The organism is Herbaspirillum sp. C7C8 (assembly GCF_022627875.1).
In the GTDB taxonomy this organism is placed as follows: domain Bacteria; phylum Pseudomonadota; class Gammaproteobacteria; order Burkholderiales; family Burkholderiaceae_D; genus Herbaspirillum.
This window is the reverse complement of the sequence record NZ_JABXGG010000001.1, coordinates 480,151-497,425: the sequence shown is the minus strand read 5'-3', so window position 1 is coordinate 497,425 and position 17,275 is coordinate 480,151. Positions and strand designations below refer to the sequence as shown.

General features: G+C 61.2%; 13 protein-coding genes and 1 pseudogene. 12 read left to right on the top strand and 2 right to left on the bottom strand.

Annotated features, from left to right (window positions below; all coding sequences use genetic code 11):
- Window positions 1–2: 2 nt before the first annotated feature.
- The 6 genes and pseudogenes from HWE01_RS02220 to HWE01_RS02195 all read left to right on the top strand — a co-directional run bounded on the left by HWE01_RS02220 (window position 3) and on the right by HWE01_RS02195 (window position 7,221).
- Complete coding sequence (locus HWE01_RS02220; RefSeq protein ID WP_241820987.1) at window positions 3–1,139, top strand: aminopeptidase; 1,137 nt, start codon at window positions 3–5, stop codon at window positions 1,137–1,139.
- Between the two features lie 252 nt (window positions 1,140–1,391).
- A complete protein-coding gene (locus HWE01_RS02215) occupies window positions 1,392–3,092 on the top strand; it encodes a long-chain fatty acid--CoA ligase (RefSeq protein ID WP_241820986.1) in 1,701 nt (566 codons plus the stop codon).
- Between the two features lie 326 nt (window positions 3,093–3,418).
- Window positions 3,419–5,503, top strand: coding sequence for a type VI secretion system Vgr family protein (locus HWE01_RS02210; RefSeq protein WP_241820985.1), 2,085 nt, complete (start codon window positions 3,419–3,421; stop codon window positions 5,501–5,503).
- 13 nt (window positions 5,504–5,516) lie between these two features.
- Entirely contained in the window at window positions 5,517–6,725 is a 1,209-nt protein-coding gene (locus HWE01_RS02205; protein WP_241820984.1) for a DUF2169 family type VI secretion system accessory protein, read from the top strand.
- A pseudogene (locus tag HWE01_RS02200) lies at window positions 6,661–6,810 on the top strand (GAD-like domain-containing protein); the annotation flags it as partial. The gene HWE01_RS02205 and the pseudogene HWE01_RS02200, both read left to right, overlap by 65 nt.
- 48 nt (window positions 6,811–6,858) lie before the next feature.
- The gene (locus HWE01_RS02195; RefSeq protein ID WP_008331924.1) at window positions 6,859–7,221 is read left to right on the top strand and encodes a DUF1851 domain-containing protein; all 363 of its coding nucleotides are present in this window, start codon (window positions 6,859–6,861) and stop codon (window positions 7,219–7,221) included.
- Between the two features lie 143 nt (window positions 7,222–7,364).
- Here HWE01_RS02195 and HWE01_RS02190 read toward each other — a convergent pair whose 3' ends face one another.
- A complete protein-coding gene (locus HWE01_RS02190) occupies window positions 7,365–8,315 on the bottom strand; it encodes a 2-hydroxyacid dehydrogenase (protein WP_241820983.1) in 951 nt (316 codons plus the stop codon).
- 113 nt (window positions 8,316–8,428) lie between these two features.
- On the bottom strand, window positions 8,429–8,863 hold the full coding sequence (locus tag HWE01_RS02185) for an acyl-CoA thioesterase (RefSeq protein WP_241820982.1): 435 nt from the start codon (window positions 8,861–8,863) through the stop codon (window positions 8,429–8,431).
- A gap of 167 nt (window positions 8,864–9,030) precedes the next feature.
- Between HWE01_RS02185 and HWE01_RS02180 the strand changes: the two genes are divergently transcribed.
- The 6 genes from HWE01_RS02180 to HWE01_RS02155 all read left to right on the top strand — a co-directional run bounded on the left by HWE01_RS02180 (window position 9,031) and on the right by HWE01_RS02155 (window position 17,194).
- Window positions 9,031–10,935: an ABCB family ABC transporter ATP-binding protein/permease gene (locus tag HWE01_RS02180; RefSeq protein WP_241820981.1), complete on the top strand. Its 1,905-nt coding sequence runs from the start codon at window positions 9,031–9,033 to the stop codon at window positions 10,933–10,935.
- Window positions 10,936–11,022: 87 nt separating this feature from the next.
- A complete protein-coding gene (locus HWE01_RS02175) occupies window positions 11,023–12,063 on the top strand; it encodes a LysR family transcriptional regulator (protein ID WP_241820980.1) in 1,041 nt (346 codons plus the stop codon).
- A gap of 328 nt (window positions 12,064–12,391) precedes the next feature.
- A complete protein-coding gene (locus HWE01_RS02170; protein ID WP_241820979.1) occupies window positions 12,392–13,684 on the top strand; it encodes a Glu/Leu/Phe/Val family dehydrogenase in 1,293 nt (430 codons plus the stop codon).
- Window positions 13,685–14,610: 926 nt separating this feature from the next.
- A complete protein-coding gene (locus HWE01_RS02165; RefSeq protein WP_034350981.1) occupies window positions 14,611–15,558 on the top strand; it encodes an amino acid ABC transporter substrate-binding protein in 948 nt (315 codons plus the stop codon).
- 187 nt (window positions 15,559–15,745) lie between these two features.
- Window positions 15,746–16,495, top strand: a complete 750-nt coding sequence (locus HWE01_RS02160; protein WP_241820978.1) for an amino acid ABC transporter permease — start codon at window positions 15,746–15,748, stop codon at window positions 16,493–16,495.
- A 3-nt stretch (window positions 16,496–16,498) separates the two neighbouring features.
- The gene (locus tag HWE01_RS02155) at window positions 16,499–17,194 is read left to right on the top strand and encodes an amino acid ABC transporter permease (RefSeq protein WP_008331911.1); all 696 of its coding nucleotides are present in this window, start codon (window positions 16,499–16,501) and stop codon (window positions 17,192–17,194) included.
- Window positions 17,195–17,275: the final 81 nt, after the last annotated feature.

The following is a 17,275-nucleotide window of genomic DNA, read 5'->3' as shown; positions in this document are numbered from 1 at the left end:
CCGTGCTGCGCCGCCGTGTGCGATGGGGCGCCATCGTTGCCGCGCTGTGGGCGCTCACGGGATGCTCAAGCGTCTCGTATTACGCCCAGGCCGCACATGGCCAGTTTTCGCTGCTGGCCCAGGCCAAGCCGCTGCAGGACTGGATTGATGATCCCGCTACCTCGTCTGCGCTCAAGGCCAAGTTGCAGACCGTGCGCGAGATCCGCCGCTACGCCGTCACCGAACTGGATCTGCCCGACAATGGCAGCTATCGCAGCTATGCCCAGCTGGACCGGCCCTTCGTGCTGTGGAACGTGGTGGCCGCACCCGAACTTTCGCTCCAGCCCAAGCAATGGTGCTTCCCGATTGCGGGCTGCGTGGACTATCGCGGCTACTATCATCTCAAGGATGCCCAGGCCTATGCCGAGACGCTCAAGGCCGAGGGCTACGACGTCCAGGTGGCGGGCGTGCCGGCATATTCCACGCTGGGCTGGTTCGATGATCCGGTGATCTCGACCTTCATCCAGTATCCCGATGGCGAACTGGCGCGGCTGATCTTCCATGAGCTGGCGCACCAGACGGTGTATGCGCCTGGTGATACTTCCTTCAATGAAGGCTTTGCGGTGGCCGTGGAAGAGCTGGGCGTGGAGCGCTGGCTGGCGGCGCGCCACGATCCGGCGATGGTCGAGGCCTACCACCGCTTTGCCGCCCGCAAGCGCGAATTCCTGGCCCTGCTGGACAAGTATCGCACCCGGTTGAAGGAAAACTACGACAGCCACGCCAGTGACGCCCAAAAACGCCAGTGCAAGGCCGCCATCTTCGCCGCCCTGCATGCCGAATACGCGCAGATCAAGGCCAGCCGCTGGCACGGCTATGCCGGTTACGACCGCTGGTTTGCCATGCCCTTGTCCAATGCGCATCTGGCGCTGGTGGGGGCGTATCACGATCTGGTGCCGGCGTTCCGTCAATTGTTTGCGCGTAGCAGTGGCTTCCCTGATTTCTATGACAAGGTGCGCACGCTGTCGCGCATGGACAAGGCGGCACGTCATGCCGCCCTCGGTGATGCGCCCTTGAGCAGGGGCAAGGCCGATGCAGAAATATTTCCACCCTGCACCAATGGCCGGCCCAAGGACGGTAGGCCGGCGTATCATGGCGGATAAATTTGGGCAGTCGCTGGCTTGCCGTTGAACGTAACAGGCCGGGACTGACCGTGATATCGCTGCCGTTGGCAGCCATTTTGCAAAAAATCTCAAATTTGGGGCGCAAAATGCTTGCCCCGCCGTCGAATGCTGGATAGCATCTGCGTTAAATAAAAAAACACTCGTGCTTTTTTTGCTGTGCGCGCCAACGCGGTGGTCTTGCCTCACTGCGCAGCCCCAGCGCACGTTATGACCGGAGACAGAGGACACACTATGGAAAGATTCTGGCTTGCATCGTATCCCGCAGGCGTTCCCGCTGATATCGATCCCAGCGCTTATGGTTCGCTGGTGCAGATGATCGAAGAGGCTTTCGCCAAGCATGCCGATCGGAACGCTTACGTCTGCATGGGCAAGTATCTCCGCTATGGCGAACTCGATGCCATGTCGCGTGCGATGGGCGCGTGGCTGCAAGGCCTGGGCCTGCAGAAGGGTGCTCGCGTGGCGATCATGATGCCCAACGTGCTGCAATACCCGATCGCCATTGCCGCCATCCTGCGTGCCGGCTACACGGTGGTCAACGTCAATCCGCTCTACACTGCCCGCGAGCTGGAACACCAACTGAAGGATTCCGGTGCCGAAGCCATCTTCGTGCTGGAGAACTTTGCCTGCACGTTGCAGAAGGTGGTAGCCCATACCCAGGTCAAGCACATCGTGGTGGCCAGCATGGGCGAGCTGCTCGGCATGCTCAAGGGGGCCATCGTCAACCTGGTGGTGCGGCACGTCAAGAAGATGGTGCCGGCCTGGTCGCTGCCCAATGCCGTCTCCTTCAGCCGCGCGCTGTCGCAGGGCGAGGGCAAGACCTTGCAGAAGGTATTGCTCACGCCCGATGATGTCGCCTTCCTGCAATACACTGGTGGTACCACGGGCGTGGCCAAGGGGGCGGTGCTGACCCATCGCAACCTGATCGCCAACGTGCTGCAAGCCGAAGAATGGCTGACCCCGGCGCTGAAGTCCGGCAAGCCCATCGACCAGCTGGTGTTCGTCTGTGCACTGCCGCTGTATCACATCTTTGCACTCACCGTCTGCAACCTGCTGGGCACGCGTGAAGGTGCGCTGAACCTGCTGATCCCGAATCCGCGCGATATTCCGGGGTTCGTCAAGGAGCTGGCCAAGTACAAGGTCAACACCTTCCCGGCGGTCAATACGCTTTACAACGCGCTGCTCAACAATGCCGACTTTGCCAAGCTGGATTTCTCCGGCTATCGCTGCTGCGTGGGTGGCGGCATGGCGGTGCAGAAGAGCGTGGCCGACAAGTGGAAGAAGCTGACCGGCTGCCCCATCATCGAAGGTTACGGTTTGTCCGAAACTTCGCCGATCGCCAGCGCGAACCCTTGCACCATTGATGAATACACCGGGACCATCGGCCTGCCGCTGCCGTCCACCGAAATCGCCATCCTCGATGACGACGGCCAGCCTGTGCCACTGGGCCAGCCGGGCGAGATCGCCATTCGTGGTCCGCAGGTGATGCCGGGTTACTGGCAGCGTCCTGACGAGACGGCCAAGGTCATGACACCGGACGGCTTCTTCAAGACCGGTGACATCGGTGTGATGGACGCGCGCGGATACACCAGGATCGTGGACCGCAAGAAGGACATGATCCTGGTCTCCGGCTTCAACGTCTATCCGAATGAAATCGAAGGCGTGGTGGCGCAGCATCCCGGTGTGCTGGAATGCGCCTGCGTTGGAGTGCCCGATGAGCATACCGGCGAAGCGGTCAAGCTCTTCGTGGTGCGCAAGGACAAGTCGCTGACCAGCGAGCAGTTGATGGCGTACTGCAAGGAACAGTTCACCGGCTACAAGAAGCCGAAGTACATCGAGTTCCGTGATGAGCTGCCCAAGACCAACGTGGGCAAGATTCTGCGCCGCGAGTTGCGGGATGATCCTGCGAAGGCGGCGCAGAAGCAGGCGGCGTGAAACGAGCGCTGCCGTAATCTGATCTTCTTGCGTTCGTCAGTCAGTTTCTGCATCAAGGCCTGAGTTCGGTATTGCACCGGACCCAGGCCTTTTCAGTTTGGGCTCACATAACATGGCGGGTGGTGAGTCGTCATTTTCCTGAGCAGATCGGATTCTCTGGAGGGGCAGGCCGGCTCCTTGCCTGAAGAGTTATTGCACCTTGGGGCGAAAATTCATGCAGTCGCTCGCCATCGTCATTCAGGAGTTGCACGTTTCCATTGGGAAATATTAAAATGCGCGCCGGTGTTACATCAGGGAGGGAAACTTGATGAACACAGGAATCCTGCATGCGCAAAACCCTCCAGGGTCTGGAACGGCTGCTTTCAGACTATCAGCACGCCCGCATTCTGCGGCTCACTTTCCCGCACAACGACGCTCCCCTTTCTGAACTGCTCGTCAACAAGCTCGACGCCAGCGAAGGTCTGTCACGCGACTTCGAATTCACCGTCGAGCTGTTGGCCGACAATGCCACGCTCGAACTCAAGGACCTCCAAGGCAAACTGCTTTGCGTGGAGCTCGTCCGCCAAGACGGCAGCCTGCGCTACTTCACCGGTCACGTCTTCAGCTTCCGGTTCGTCAGGACTGATGGCGATATCGCATTCTACGAAGCCAGGCTAGGCCCCTGGCTGAAGTATCTTTCCTTGCGCACGAACTGCATGCTGTTCCATGGTGTGGGTTTGTACGAGCAGACGCGGAGCATCTTCGAGCATTACAGCGCCTTGCCCGATTGGGAGTTCCGCCATCACGGGGAAGACCTGCCCGTGACCGAGGCGTGCCAGTTCAACGAGTCCGACCACAATTACCTGAGCAGGCGCTGGGAGGCCGCAGGCTGGCATTATGCCTATGAACATACGGCCAACGGTCACAAGCTGGTACTGGGCGACGACTCCACCCTGGCTGAGGCCATCGATGGCGTAGAGATCGCATTCCAGCGTCATGCCGGTTCGCAGGAAGAAGACGGTATCCATGAATGGTCAGCTGAGCGGCACATCATGCCTGCAAGCGTGACCCTGACTTCCTACGATTTCAAATCCCCCTGGCCAAAAACCGTCGAGGTCCCGACACGCAACAATCAAGGTCTGGTCCTGCGCAAGGAGGCCTACGAATACGCCGGTGCCTATGGATTCAAGGATCGCCAGGACGGCGACCTTCTCGCCACGCAACGCATGGAAGAATTCGAACAAGCGGGCAAGTTCTTCGAGGCCGCAGGCAACAACCGCAATGTGGTACCTGGCCGCTGGTTCCGTCTCACCGGCCACTTCGACGGCGGCAGCAAGGAAGAGTGCGAATTCCTCATCATCGACACGCACCACAGTGCCACCAACAACTACCACGTCAACAACGGCATTGCGCCGCACTACGAGAACCGCTTCACCTGTATCCGCAAGCTCATTCCCTGGCGTCCCGGCCGCGGCTTCAACAGCGTCGAGCCAAAAATCTATGGCCTGCAAACGGCTACTGTCGTGGGACCCAAGGGCGAAGAAATCTACACGGATGAGTATGGCCGGGTCAAAGTCCAATTTCATTGGGACCGCGACGGCGAGTTCGATGAAGGGAGTTCGGCCTGGCTGCGGGTGGCCACTGCCTGGGCAGGTTCGAACTTCGGCGCGACCTTCATTCCCCGCATCGGTTGTGAAGTCATCGTGCAATTCCTGGACGGTAATCCGGATCGCGGACTCATCACCGGCATGGTGCCCAATGCCGCCAACATGCCCGCCTGGGAGCTGCCGGCGAACAAGACCCAGAGCGGCATCCTGACGCGGTCAACGCCCAAGGGCGGCTACGACAATGCCAATGCGCTGCGCTTCGAAGACAAGAAGGGCCAGGAGCAGTTATGGCTGCACGCCGAGCGCGACCAGCTGACCGAGGTCGAGCACGACGAAGACAAATGGGTCGGCCATGATCGCCGCAAGACCATCGACCACGACGAGACCTCCCACATCGGGCATGACCGCACCGAGACGGTCGACAACAACGAAACCATCAGCATCGGCAGCAACCGTACCAAGACCATCGGCAAGAACCGCAAGGACCAGATCGGCAAGAACTGGTCGACCCATGTTGCGCGGATGAAGACCGAAACCATCGGCATGGCCTACATGCAGAACGTCGGCATGGGCCGCATGGAAAACGTCGGCCTGGCCTACAACCTCAACGTGGGCACTGTGATGGCGACGGTCGTTGGCATCAACCAGATCACCAAGGTCGGCAACACCCTGTCGATCACGGCGGGTGAGGAGCTTTCCATTTCGGTGGGCAAGGCCAGTTTGCGCATGACGGCCGACGGCAAGATCTCCATCAACGGTGCCGAGATCGGCATCGAGGCCAGCGGGCCGATGCAGTTGTCCGGCAAAGACGTCGATATCAACTAACCGGGCACTGATCATGGAATTTCGCAACCTCACGCCTTATCCGGCGATGGCGTTCGACGCGCTCGACCAGCATGACCAGCGCTTTCACGTCGTCGCGATGCGACTGACTTTTGAATTGCAGGATGACGGCCAGCTCCTGCTCGCACCCGAGCAAACACCGCTGGTCACCTCCGACGAGTACTACGGCGAACTGAACTGCTCCAGCGTCAGGCAGGAATCGGATCTGGCGCCGTACAAGCCGCATACCGACGTCATCGTCATTGCCGACGCGCACGCGCCGCAGGGACGCGCGGCCCGCGAGTTCGAGGTCGCCATCAAGATCAACGGCGCGCCGGTCGAGCCCGAGTTGCCGCCTGAACCTCATGGCTTGAATCCCTTGCAGCATGCTTCGCCCGAGCGCATGGCGCAGTGGCGGCAAGAGTGTACGCGCTTGACGGAGCAGGCCAGGCAAGGCCCGCTCATTTTGTCCAAGACGCTGCTTGTCACGGGTCCACGCGAATGGCGCAGGCGTTCTGCCTTGCTCCGGGCGCTGACGCTGTTTGTGCTTCCCGCATGGAAGCTGACTACGCCACAAGCCATCACGACGCTGCCACTACGTTACGAATACGCCTACGGAGGCGAGAACAAGATTCTTGAAACCGACCCGGCGGCCACACGTGTGAACAAAAAGCATCGACTTCCAGAGCGCAAGCCGTTGCCTGAATCTGCCACTGACGGCGATATGCAGCAAGCCATCGCCCATGCGGTGCATGAACACAATCCGATAGGCCTTGGCTTTGCGGAGGAATGGTATCTCCGTGCGACAAAAGCAACCCGGGTACCCGTGCCGCAAATTCAAGCGCGCAATGAGCCCCCGTTACGCTTTGGTGAAGCGTGCATGCCAGTGGGCTTGGGCATTGTCGGACGCGCCTGGCAGCCCCGCCTGCGCCTCGCGGGCACTTACGACCAGCAGTGGCTGGAAGGGCGGCATCCCGGGTTGCCCGCTGATTTTGATTTTGCGTACTGGAACGCTGCGCCTGCGGACCAGCAAGTCATTCCTCATCTGGATGGCGATGAAACCATCACACTGTCCAACCTGAGTCCTGAGGCTGCCGCAACAGCCCGGGACGCAGCGGGCAACACGCTGCTGTCGTTCGTGCTGCCGGGGCATTTGCCCTTTGTGCTGGTCCGCTTTGAAGACGGCCGCATATGCCAATGGACTCTTTTGCACAGTCAACCCTGATGACTATGCAGGTCTCGTCGATGAGTGGCTCGCGGACACCGAATTGGAGGGAGTTGACGTCTTCCACGTCATTGCGAGGTCTGCATTTGGCAAACTCTACGTGTGTGGAGAGAAGACAGGCAGCAGCGTTTCGATGAACTGCGTGCTCCATAGCGTCTCTGCTTTCGAAAATGAACTGAAGCCCAAATCCAAGGAAGACTTGGATTTTTCGATTCGTTCGTTATTCGCATGCCTTGAGCCGGATCAGTTTGACCTGAAAGACGAGGATGGTCAGCCCCTCTTTGAACGTGCGCGATCCAAACTAGGTCCGCTTGAACCGCATGAAATATATGGTTTCCAGCCCGCCATCGTCCTGGGCGGGAGCTTCCTGCTCGAAAATCTGGTGAAAGTGAAGGCCAATGTGCACCTGACGCTTCTCCGCATGTTCGGCGAGCCAACATTCCCATTCTCGGGGATCGACATTGAAGAGTGGCTGGACGAGTCAGACACGCAGTAGTGATAGCACACCCCAAGTCATCAACCAAGTATGGAATGACTCAGGACAAGACTCCTTGGACCGAACCGCCTTCCCTGAACCCATCGGCAAAAATCCGCTGTCAGTGCCCCCCTCCGGCAGCGGCTTTCCCCCTGTATGAAGCTTCAATCAGGTACCGGCGTCACAACCGGCTTGCCAGAAAAATGCGCCTGCAAATTGGTGAACGCAAGTTCCGCCATGGCCGTCCTGGTGACCAGCGTGCCGCTGGCCATGTGCGGCGTCAGCACCACGTTCTCCAGCGCGGCGAGTTCAGCCGGAATGTTCGGCTCATTCTCGAACACGTCCAGCCCCGCACCGGCAATCGTCCCGGCCTGCAGCGCCGCGATGAGCGCCTTTTCATCCACCACCGAACCGCGCGCCACATTGATGAGGAAGCCCTTGGGGCCCAGCGCCTCCAGCACCTCGGCATTGACCAGCGCCCGCGTCCCGGCACCACCCGGCGTGATCATCACCAGGAAATCGACCTCGCGCGCCAGCGAGACGATGTCTTCCACATAGGTGTAGGGCACGTCCTTGCGCGAACGGTTGTGATACGCAATCTGCATGTCGAACGCGGCCGCCCGCTGCGCAATGGCTTGCCCGATGCGGCCCAGGCCGACGATGCCCAGGCGCGCGCCGCTGACCTTGGTGGTGAAGGGGAAGGGTCCCTTCTTCCATTCGCCACTGCGGGCAAAGCGGTCGGCCCGCACCACGTTGCGCGCCACGGCCAGCATCAGCGCAATGGCCATGTCGGCCACATCCTCGGTGAGCACGTCAGGCGTGTGGGTCACATGGATGCCACGCTCGCGGGCGGCCGGCACATCCACCCCGTCATAGCCGACCCCGAACACCGCGACAATCTCCAGCGACGGAAAGCGCGCCATGAACTCGCGCCCGACCTTGGCTTCGCCATTGGCGGCAATTCCGCGCACCTGCGGCGCGATGGCATCGAGCGCTGCATCGGTGAGCGGATCGAGGATGAGGTTGTGGCAGGTGAAGTTCTGCTGCAGCAAGTCCAGCAGGTGCTGCGGCAGACGGGCGACGATGAGGACGACAGGGCGGCTGGAGGAGGTCATGGGCAATATGAAGAAGAGGAAGAGGAAGACAGAGAGGGAGGCATAACGATACGTCTGTGCCGCACCCTGCGGGCTGAAAAATTTTCAAGCCCGCAGGATGGGAAGAGCGGCGCTCAGCTCGCCGGGCTGGCCCCCGCTTCGCGCACCGGATCCAGCGGCGGCAACGGCCGCGGCTTGCGGTTTTCATCGGTGGCCACGTAGGTGAGGGTGGCTTCGGTCACCTTGACGATCTCGGTCTGCAGGCGATTGCGCTCCGCATAGACTTCAACGTTGACCGTGATGGAGGTATTGCCGACCTTGACGATATCGGCATAGAAGGACAGCAGGTCTCCCACGAACACCGGATTCTTGAACAGGAAGGAATTGACCGCAATCGTCGCCACCCGCCCGTTGGCGCGGCGCGTAGCCGGCAGCGAGCCGGCGATGTCGACCTGGGCCATGATCCAGCCACCGAAGACGTCGCCATAGACGTTGGCATCCGACGGCATGGGCATGACGCGCAATTGCGGCGCCTTGCCCGGCGGAAGTTGGGAAACGGTGGACGACATGGAAGGCTCCTTTGCAGGTGATGTCCGGCGGCGCGCCGGGATGGCTCTTATAATTCGGGTTTGCGGGTTTGCGGCTGTGCGCCCGCAGGCGCGGCAACAGCCTAGTGTATCGGATGTTGCCCTCCTGCTGTATTGCCGTGCCCGATCCCTTTCATCCTGACCCGCTCATGCGCCGCTACCCCAATTCCGCCTCCTCACCGCAAGCCCCCATCAAACGCCAGCGCGGCGACTGGGAAGTCGTGCGCACGCTGCTGCCCTACCTGTGGACCTACAAATGGCGCGTGATGCTGGCGCTGGCCTTCCTGGTCGGTGCCAAGCTGGCCAACGTGGGCGTGCCGCTGGTGTTGAAGAAGCTGGTCGATGCCATGACCATCACGCCCGCCCACCCGCAAGCCCTGCTGGTGTTGCCGCTCGGGCTGCTGGTGGCCTATGGCGCACTGCGGCTGGCCACCGCACTCTTTACCGAATTGCGTGAACTGATGTTCGCCCGCGTCACGCAGCGGGCGGTGCGGACCATCGCGCTGCAGGTGTTCCGCCATCTGCATGCGCTGTCGCTGCGCTTCCACCTGAACCGCCAGACCGGCGGCATGACGCGCGACATCGAACGCGGTACGCGTGGCGTCTCTACGCTGGTGTCCTATACGCTCTTCTCGATCCTGCCTACCATCATCGAGATCGTGCTGGTGCTGGCCTATCTCATCACGCATTACGACATCTGGTTCTCATTGATCACCGCCGGTGCGCTGGTGCTCTACATCCTCTTCACCATCACGGTCACCGAGTGGCGCACGCATTTCCGCCGTACCATGAACGAGCTGGATTCGCACGCCAATACGCGCGCCATCGATTCGCTGCTCAACTACGAGACGGTGAAGTATTTCGGCAACGAGGAATTTGAGGCGCGCCGCTATGACGAAGGTCTGCAGCGCTATGAGCGCGCGGCGGTGAAATCGCAGAGTTCGCTCTCGCTGCTCAATACCGGGCAGTCCGCCATCATCGCCATTGCGGTCACGCTCATCCTGTGGCGCGCCATCGCCGGTGTCATCGATGGCAGCATGACTCTGGGGGACATGGTGCTGGTCAATGCCTTCATGATCCAGTTGTACATTCCACTCAATTTCCTCGGTGTGCTCTATCGTGAAATCAAGCAGAGTCTGGCGGACATGGAACGCCTGTTCTCGCTGCTGGAAGAAAACCGCGAAGTGGCCGACCGGCCCGGTGCGCAGCCGCTCAGGACGCAAGGTGCGGAACTGCATTTCGAGCATGTGGACTTCAGCTACGAGCGCAATCGCCAGATCCTCTTCGATGTCGATTTCAAGGTGCAGGCCGGCACCACCACCGCCGTGGTCGGCCACAGCGGTTCGGGAAAGTCGACGCTGTCGCGTCTGCTGTATCGCTTCTACGACGTCGACCAGGGCGCCATCCGTATCGACGCGCAGGATGTGCGCAATGTCACGCAAGCCTCGCTGCGCCAGGCCATCGGCATCGTCCCTCAGGACACGGTGCTGTTCAACGACACCATCGAATACAACATCGCCTACGGCAAGCCCGGCGCCACGCGAGAGCAGATCGTGGCGGCGGCCAAGGCGGCCTATATCCACGACTTCATCGAATCGCTGCCGGAAGGCTATGCGAGCATGGTCGGCGAGCGCGGACTGAAATTGTCGGGCGGTGAAAAGCAGCGCGTGGCGATTGCCCGCACCCTGCTCAAGGATCCGGCCATCCTCATCTTCGATGAAGCCACCTCGGCCCTCGACTCGCGCGCCGAGCAGGCCATCCAGCAACAGCTCGAAGAAATCGCCCGTGAGCGGACCACGCTGGTCATTGCGCATCGCCTGTCCACCATCGTCAATGCCCACCAGATCCTGGTGATGGATCACGGTCGCATCGTCGAACGCGGTACGCATGCAGGACTGTTGATGGCCAATGGTCTGTATGCGCAGATGTGGCTGCGCCAGCAGGCCGGGGCCGAGGACGAGGGTGGTTCGGCGCTGCCGCAACCCGAGGGCGCCGTGCCGGCAGGCGAGCCGGACGCCGAACCCACGGTGCTGATGCCGGCCGGACGGCGCTAAGGCCTCCATACGCGCGTGCAGCTTGCGCCGGCGCGGGCGCAGCGGCACAATTCGCCCATTCGACCTGGAAAGGGAAGTGGGCGGGCAATGGAAAGCAAATGGCTTGAGGATTTCGTCTCCCTGGCGGAGACGCGCAGTTTCAGTCGCTCGGCGGAGCTGCGGCATGTGACGCAACCGGCCTTCTCGCGGCGCATCCAGTCGCTGGAAGCCTGGCTGGGCACCGACCTGATCGACCGCACCTCCTATCCCACGCGCCTGACGGCCGCCGGCGAAGTCTTCTATGAACAGGCCGTGGCCATGCTGGGCCAGATCAACAACACCCGCGCCCTGCTGCGCGGCAAGCGGCCCACGGCCCAGACCACCATCGACTTCGCCGTCCCCCATACGCTCTCGCTGACCTACATGCCCAAGTGGTTGAGCGCCCTGGAGTCGGGGTTCGGCTCCATCAATACCCGCCTGATCGCGCTCAACGTCCACGATGCCGTCATGACCATCGTCGAAGGCGGCTGCGACCTGCTGCTGTGCTATCACCATCCGCGCCAGCCGGTGCAGCTCGATGCCAGCCGCTACGACATGCTCACCATGGGCACCGAAACCCTGCGTCCGTATTCGCGCTGCGACCGCAATGGCAAGCCGGATTACGTCTTTCCGGGCAGTGCCAAGGCGCCCGTGCCGTTTCTTTCCTACACCAGCAATGCCTACCTGGGCCGCATGGTGGAACTGATGATGGCCGACACCAAGCGCCCGCTGCACCTGATGAAGCACTACGAGACCGACATGTCGGAAAGTCTCAAGATGATGGCGCTGGAGGGGCACGGGGTGGCCTTCCTGCCGGAATCCTCGGTGGTGCGCGAGGTGCGCAATCGCCAGCTCGCCCGCACTGATGGTCCGACCGGGGAGTGGGAAGTGGAGATGGAAATCCGCCTCTATCGTGAACGTCCGACCGCGCAGCGTACCGGCAAGGCGCTGGTGGCGCGGCTGTGGGAATACCTGGTGGATCTGGATGCGCAGCGGCAAGAAAAGACGGGGCGCAGCGAGCGTGGTGAGCGTCCCAGGTCGGCTCCCGCCAGCCCCGCAAGGGCTGCGGGCGCAAAGTCGGCACGCACTACTGAAAAACGCGAATCCTGATCAAAAATTAACAGGCTAGAACGGCGCAATCCCTTTGTGATAGAGGGTTTTCAAAGGTTATGCAGGCGCTGCATAATTACATGCTCACAAAGCATTAGCCTTGTTTTGGCCGGCTGGCTACGATGGCGGCGCTGAATCGGACAGGCACGAATTTCCAGCTGGCGCACCAGGGCCGGGCTGGCAGGCGCGCCTCCGTCGCCGCCTTGGTGCGCGCCCTGCCGGCGCGACTTGCAGGCCGCTGCCGACGGAGTAACATGCCTTGGCGAACTTCGGAATTTGCAGGCCTCTCGTCTTGAACAGCACGGCTATCCAAAGGAGCGATTGCATCATGTCGAACGTACCTAATCACGAAGTGCCTTCCTATCTCGTCCCGCACGGCATCGGTCCGTGGGGCGTGTATCTCGAACAGATCGACCGCGTGACACCCTACCTGGGCTCGCTGGCGCGCTGGGTGGAAACCCTGAAGCGACCCAAGCGCATCCTGGTGGTTGATGTCCCCATCGAACGTGACGATGGCACCATCGCCCACTTCGAAGGCTACCGCGTGCAGCACAACACCTCGCGCGGCCCCGGCAAGGGCGGCGTGCGTTTCCACCAGGATGTGACGCTCTCCGAAGTGATGGCGCTGTCGGCCTGGATGACCGTCAAGAATGCCGCCGTGAACGTGCCCTATGGTGGCGCCAAGGGCGGTATCCGCGTCGATCCCAAGACTCTCTCCCGTGGTGAGCTGCAGCGCGTCACGCGCCGCTATACCAGCGAGATCGGCATCATCATCGGCCCCAACAAGGACATTCCGGCTCCCGACGTCAACACCGATTCGCAGATCATGGCCTGGATGATGGATACCTATTCCATGAATCAGGGCAGCACCTCTTCGGGCGTGGTTACCGGCAAGCCCATCTCGCTGGGCGGTAGCCTCGGCCGTCATGAAGCCACCGGTCGCGGCGTCTTCGTGGTCGGTTGCGAAGCCGCTGTCAAGCGCGGCATGGACATCAAGGATGCCAAGGTCGCGGTGCAAGGTTTCGGCAACGTCGGCGGCATCGCTGCACGCCTGTTCGCTGAAGCCGGCGCCAAGGTGGTGGCCGTGCAGGATCATGTGACCACGGTCTTCAACGCCGCTGGCCTGGACGTGCCGGCACTGCAGACGTACGTCGCCAGCAATGGCAGCGTCAAGGGTTTCCCTGGTGCGGACGAGATCACCGATCGTGCCCAATTCTGGTCGGTCGACTGCGACATTCTGGTGCCTGCCGCACTGGAACAGCAGATCACCGAAGCCAACGCCAATCAGATCAAGGCCAAGATCATCCTGGAAGGCGCCAACGGCCCGACCACGCCGGCTGCCGACGACATCCTGCGCGACAAGGGCGTGCTGATCGTGCCCGACGTGATTGCCAACGCCGGTGGCGTGACGGTGAGCTACTTCGAATGGGTGCAGGACTTCTCCAGCTTCTTCTGGACCGAAGACGAAATCAACCTGCGCCTGACCCGCATCATGCGCGAAGCCTTTGCCGCCGTCTGGCAGCTGGCCGAAGAGAAGAAGGTGTCGCTGCGTACGGCAGCCTTCATCGTGGCCTGTACCCGCGTGCTGCAGGCGCGCGAGATGCGCGGTCTGTATCCGTGATGCAGTGATGCCTTGAAAGATCGGTCCGGCGAGCACCGGACCACCACGGCCCAAGACGGCGGCGCAGTGCGCCACAGATCGTCGGCCATGATTCCAGAACACTCTGGTTCGGAGGAGACGTGGTTGCAGTGCGCATGCGCACCGCAGGCCAACCAGCCTTGCGGCGCAATATCTTCAGTACGGGACCCGGCATCGACATGTCGGGCGCTGCCGCATGTGCGTCCGGTTCGGCGTCTGCCTCGCAGGGCGTGCCAGCCGACCTTGCACTGTGGACGAGGCGACGTGTTTTTGACAGATCCCTTCATCCCTGCCGCACTCGCATTCGTCCCCAGGACGCTGCGCTCGCTGCTTCCTTGCACTTTTCTTCATATCGCCTCGCAAGCCGCCTCCACACGGGCTTGGCGCTGCCACTTCCGGATTCTCTCGAAGCCCTTGCCCGTCGCCTCGACAGACCGTGTCGTCGGCTGCGCCTGCACGCTCGCGTGTGGCCTGTGCAGTTGGTTTCTGGCATGGATATTGCTGACCGGAACGGGGGTGCTGTCGTGGCGTCTGTGGCTGGGCCAGCGCTTCCTGCGTGGTGCGAAGCCGTCCTCAGCGCATCGGATCGTGGTGTTGCGGCCATGAGGGTTTTTGCGGATTGCCTGACCGGGCGGCATATGTCGTACAATGCGCCCGCCGCCAGTTGCGCTTGGGTAATTTGCCAGCCTGTGGATCACCGAGGGGGTGGTCGTTGCAAGACGTCACCAGTGGTGCATCAAACAAAGCTGGCAAAGAACTGTGTTAGCACACAGAATAGGCGACACGGCAGAGAACAATAACAGGTTCGTCAATTCGGCCGGCCAGCCCGATGTCGGGCTCCGCGCAAGCGGATCCGCCAGCGGGTCATTTGATACGTTACGTAAAAAATTTTTCCAGGAGGTCACACAATGAAGTTATTGAAGCTAGCAGGGGTTTTGGTTGGGGCAAGCGTACTGATGAGCTCGGTGCATGCTGAGGAATTCACCGGCCGTCTGAAGAAGATCAAGGACTCGGGTACCCTGACGCTGGGTGTGCGCGATTCGTCGATCCCCTTCTCCTATCTGGACGACAAGCAGTCCTATCAGGGCTACTCGATCGACCTGTGCCTGAAGGCCGCGACCGCGATCCAGAAGAAGCTGGGCCTGACCTCGCTGAACATCAAGATGGTGCCCGTGACGTCGGCCACCCGCATTCCGCTCATCGCCAACGGTACCACCGACATTTCCTGCGACTCCGCGACCAACAACCAGGAGCGCTGGAACCAGGTGGCCTTCTCGATGACCGAGTTCGTGACCGCCAACAAGTTCCTGTCCAAGAAGTCGGCCAACCTGAAGACGCTGGATGACCTCAAGGGCAAGACCATCGTGTCGACCTCCGGCACCTCCAACCTGAAGCAGATTACTGCGCTGAACGCCGAACGCAACCTGGGCATGAACATCCTGGCTGCCAAGGACCACGCCGAAGCCTTCCTGATGGTGGAAACCGGCCGTGCCGCTGCCTTCGTGATGGACGACATCCTGCTGTCCTCGCTGGCTGCCAACTCCAAGGCGCCGGGCGACTACCAGGTGTCCTCGGAAGCCCTGTCGGTCGAGCCGTACGGCCTGATCCTGCCCAAGGGTGACAAGGAGTTCAAGAAGGTCGTGGACGATGCGCTGACCGTGGTCTACAAGGGTGACGACATCAAGAAGATCTACGCCAAGTGGTTCCAGTCGCCGATCCCGCCCAAGGGTGTCAACTTGAACGTGCCGATGAGCCCGCAGCTGCAGGCCGTGCTGGCCAAGCCGACGGACTCCTACGATCCGGCTGCCTACGCTGTCGTGCCGGAAGCGCAGAAGAACATGGGCAAGAAGAAGTAATCAGCACATTGCTTCATGCAATTGGATGAAACGGGGGCCTGTCCCCCGTTTTGTTTAGCCGGAGCTGCCCCGCTTGCCCGGCAGCAAGGCAGGGGTGGCGCCGGTGCTGACCCAACAAGAAGCGGCGCGGCATTTGCCTGGTGACCGCGCCCGAGAACACAGACTTCGAACACAGACGAGGCCATTTATGCATTACAACTGGAATTGGGGAATCTTCTGGGAGATGTCTCCCGATGGCATCCCCTACATCGATACGCTGCTGGCGGGCCTGAAATGGACCCTGGCCACGGCCGCCTGCGCCTGGATCATGGCACTGGTCCTGGGCACCATCTTCGGTACCCTGCGTACCACCACCAAGCCTTGGGTCGTGCGCATTGCCAACGGTTACGTGGAACTGTTCCGCAACATCCCGCTGCTGGTGCAGATGTTCCTGTGGTATTTCGTGATACCGGAACTGCTGCCCAAGGCCCTCGGTGACTGGATCAAGAGCCTGCCGGATGCGTCCTTCGTGACCGCGACCCTGGCCCTGGGCTTCTTCACTTCCTCCCGTGTGGCCGTGCAGGTGACCACCGGCATCCAGGCGCTGCCGCGCGGCCAGCGCATGGCCGGCACCGCACTGGGCCTGACGCCCACGCAGACCTACCGCTATGTGCTGTTGCCGATGGCTTTCCGCATCATCATTCCGGCGCTGACCAACGAATTTGCCGCCATCATCAAGAACAGCTCGGTGGCGCTGACCATCGGTCTGGTGGAACTGACCGCGGCGACCTACTCGATGCGCGAATTCACCTTCCAGACCTTCGAGGCCCTCACTGGCGCCACCATCATCTACGTGATCATTTCGGTCATCGCGCTGTTCCTGGCGCGTCTGCTGGAAAAAGTCACCGCCGTTCCCGGCTATATCACCGGCGGCAGCACCAGCGCAGGAGGGCATTGATCCATGTTCAGCAATTTCGATTTCGACGTCATCCAGCGTTCCTGGGTCTACCTCTTCACGACCGGCCTGAAGTTCACGCTCATCCTGACCTTCTCGGCCATGCTGGGCGGGATCATCCTGGGTACGCTCCTGGCCATGATGCGCTTGTCGTCCAACAAGCCGCTGTCATTCGTCGCCACGACCTACGTCAACCTGATCCGCTCCATTCCGCTGGTGCTGGTGATCTTCTGGTTCTACTTCCTGGTGCCTTTCATCGGCGCCTGGATCATCGGTGCCTCCGAGCCTATCCAGGTCGGCGCCTTCGAATCGGCCCTGATCACCTTCATCCTGTTCGAGGCGGCGTATTACTGCGAGATCATGCGTTCGGGTATCCAGTCCATCCCGCGTGGTCAGGTGTTCGCCGGCTATGCCATCGGCATGAACTACTGGCAGATGATGGGCAACGTGGTGCTGCCGCAGGCCTTCCGCAACATGACCCCGATTCTGCTCACGCAAACCATCGTGCTGTTCCAGGACGTGTCGCTGGTCTACGTGCTGGGTTCGGTGCCCGACTTCGTCACCAGCGCCTCCAAGATCGCGCAGCGTGATGGCCGTCTGGTGGAAATGTATCTGTTCGTGGCCGTGGTCTACTTCATCCTCAGCTTCAGCCTGTCGGCCTTGGTGAAGCGCTTCCAGAAGAAGATCGCCATCATCCGCTAATGCCTTTGACGGCCGCCGCCCGTGCGCTGTTGCGCCAGGTGGCGGCCAGTGAATCCAGAATTCAGAAATCCAGGAGAATCC

Excerpts from the sequence above, each read along its gene's own strand:
- HWE01_RS02215 (WP_241820986.1), top strand. The coding sequence starts at position 1,392 with ATGGAAAGATTCTGGCTTGCATCGTATCCCGCAGGCGTTCCCGCTGAT.
- HWE01_RS02210 (WP_241820985.1), top strand. The coding sequence starts at position 3,419 with ATGCGCAAAACCCTCCAGGGTCTGGAACGGCTGCTTTCAGACTATCAG.
- HWE01_RS02205 (WP_241820984.1), top strand. The coding sequence starts at position 5,517 with ATGGAATTTCGCAACCTCACGCCTTATCCGGCGATGGCGTTCGACGCG.
- HWE01_RS02195 (WP_008331924.1), top strand. The coding sequence starts at position 6,859 with ATGAACTGCGTGCTCCATAGCGTCTCTGCTTTCGAAAATGAACTGAAG.
- HWE01_RS02190 (WP_241820983.1), bottom strand. The coding sequence starts at position 8,315 with ATGACCTCCTCCAGCCGCCCTGTCGTCCTCATCGTCGCCCGTCTGCCG.
- HWE01_RS02185 (WP_241820982.1), bottom strand. The coding sequence starts at position 8,863 with ATGTCGTCCACCGTTTCCCAACTTCCGCCGGGCAAGGCGCCGCAATTG.
- HWE01_RS02180 (WP_241820981.1), top strand. The coding sequence starts at position 9,031 with ATGCGCCGCTACCCCAATTCCGCCTCCTCACCGCAAGCCCCCATCAAA.
- HWE01_RS02175 (WP_241820980.1), top strand. The coding sequence starts at position 11,023 with ATGGAAAGCAAATGGCTTGAGGATTTCGTCTCCCTGGCGGAGACGCGC.
- HWE01_RS02170 (WP_241820979.1), top strand. The coding sequence starts at position 12,392 with ATGTCGAACGTACCTAATCACGAAGTGCCTTCCTATCTCGTCCCGCAC.
- HWE01_RS02165 (WP_034350981.1), top strand. The coding sequence starts at position 14,611 with ATGAAGTTATTGAAGCTAGCAGGGGTTTTGGTTGGGGCAAGCGTACTG.
- HWE01_RS02160 (WP_241820978.1), top strand. The coding sequence starts at position 15,746 with ATGCATTACAACTGGAATTGGGGAATCTTCTGGGAGATGTCTCCCGAT.
- HWE01_RS02155 (WP_008331911.1), top strand. The coding sequence starts at position 16,499 with ATGTTCAGCAATTTCGATTTCGACGTCATCCAGCGTTCCTGGGTCTAC.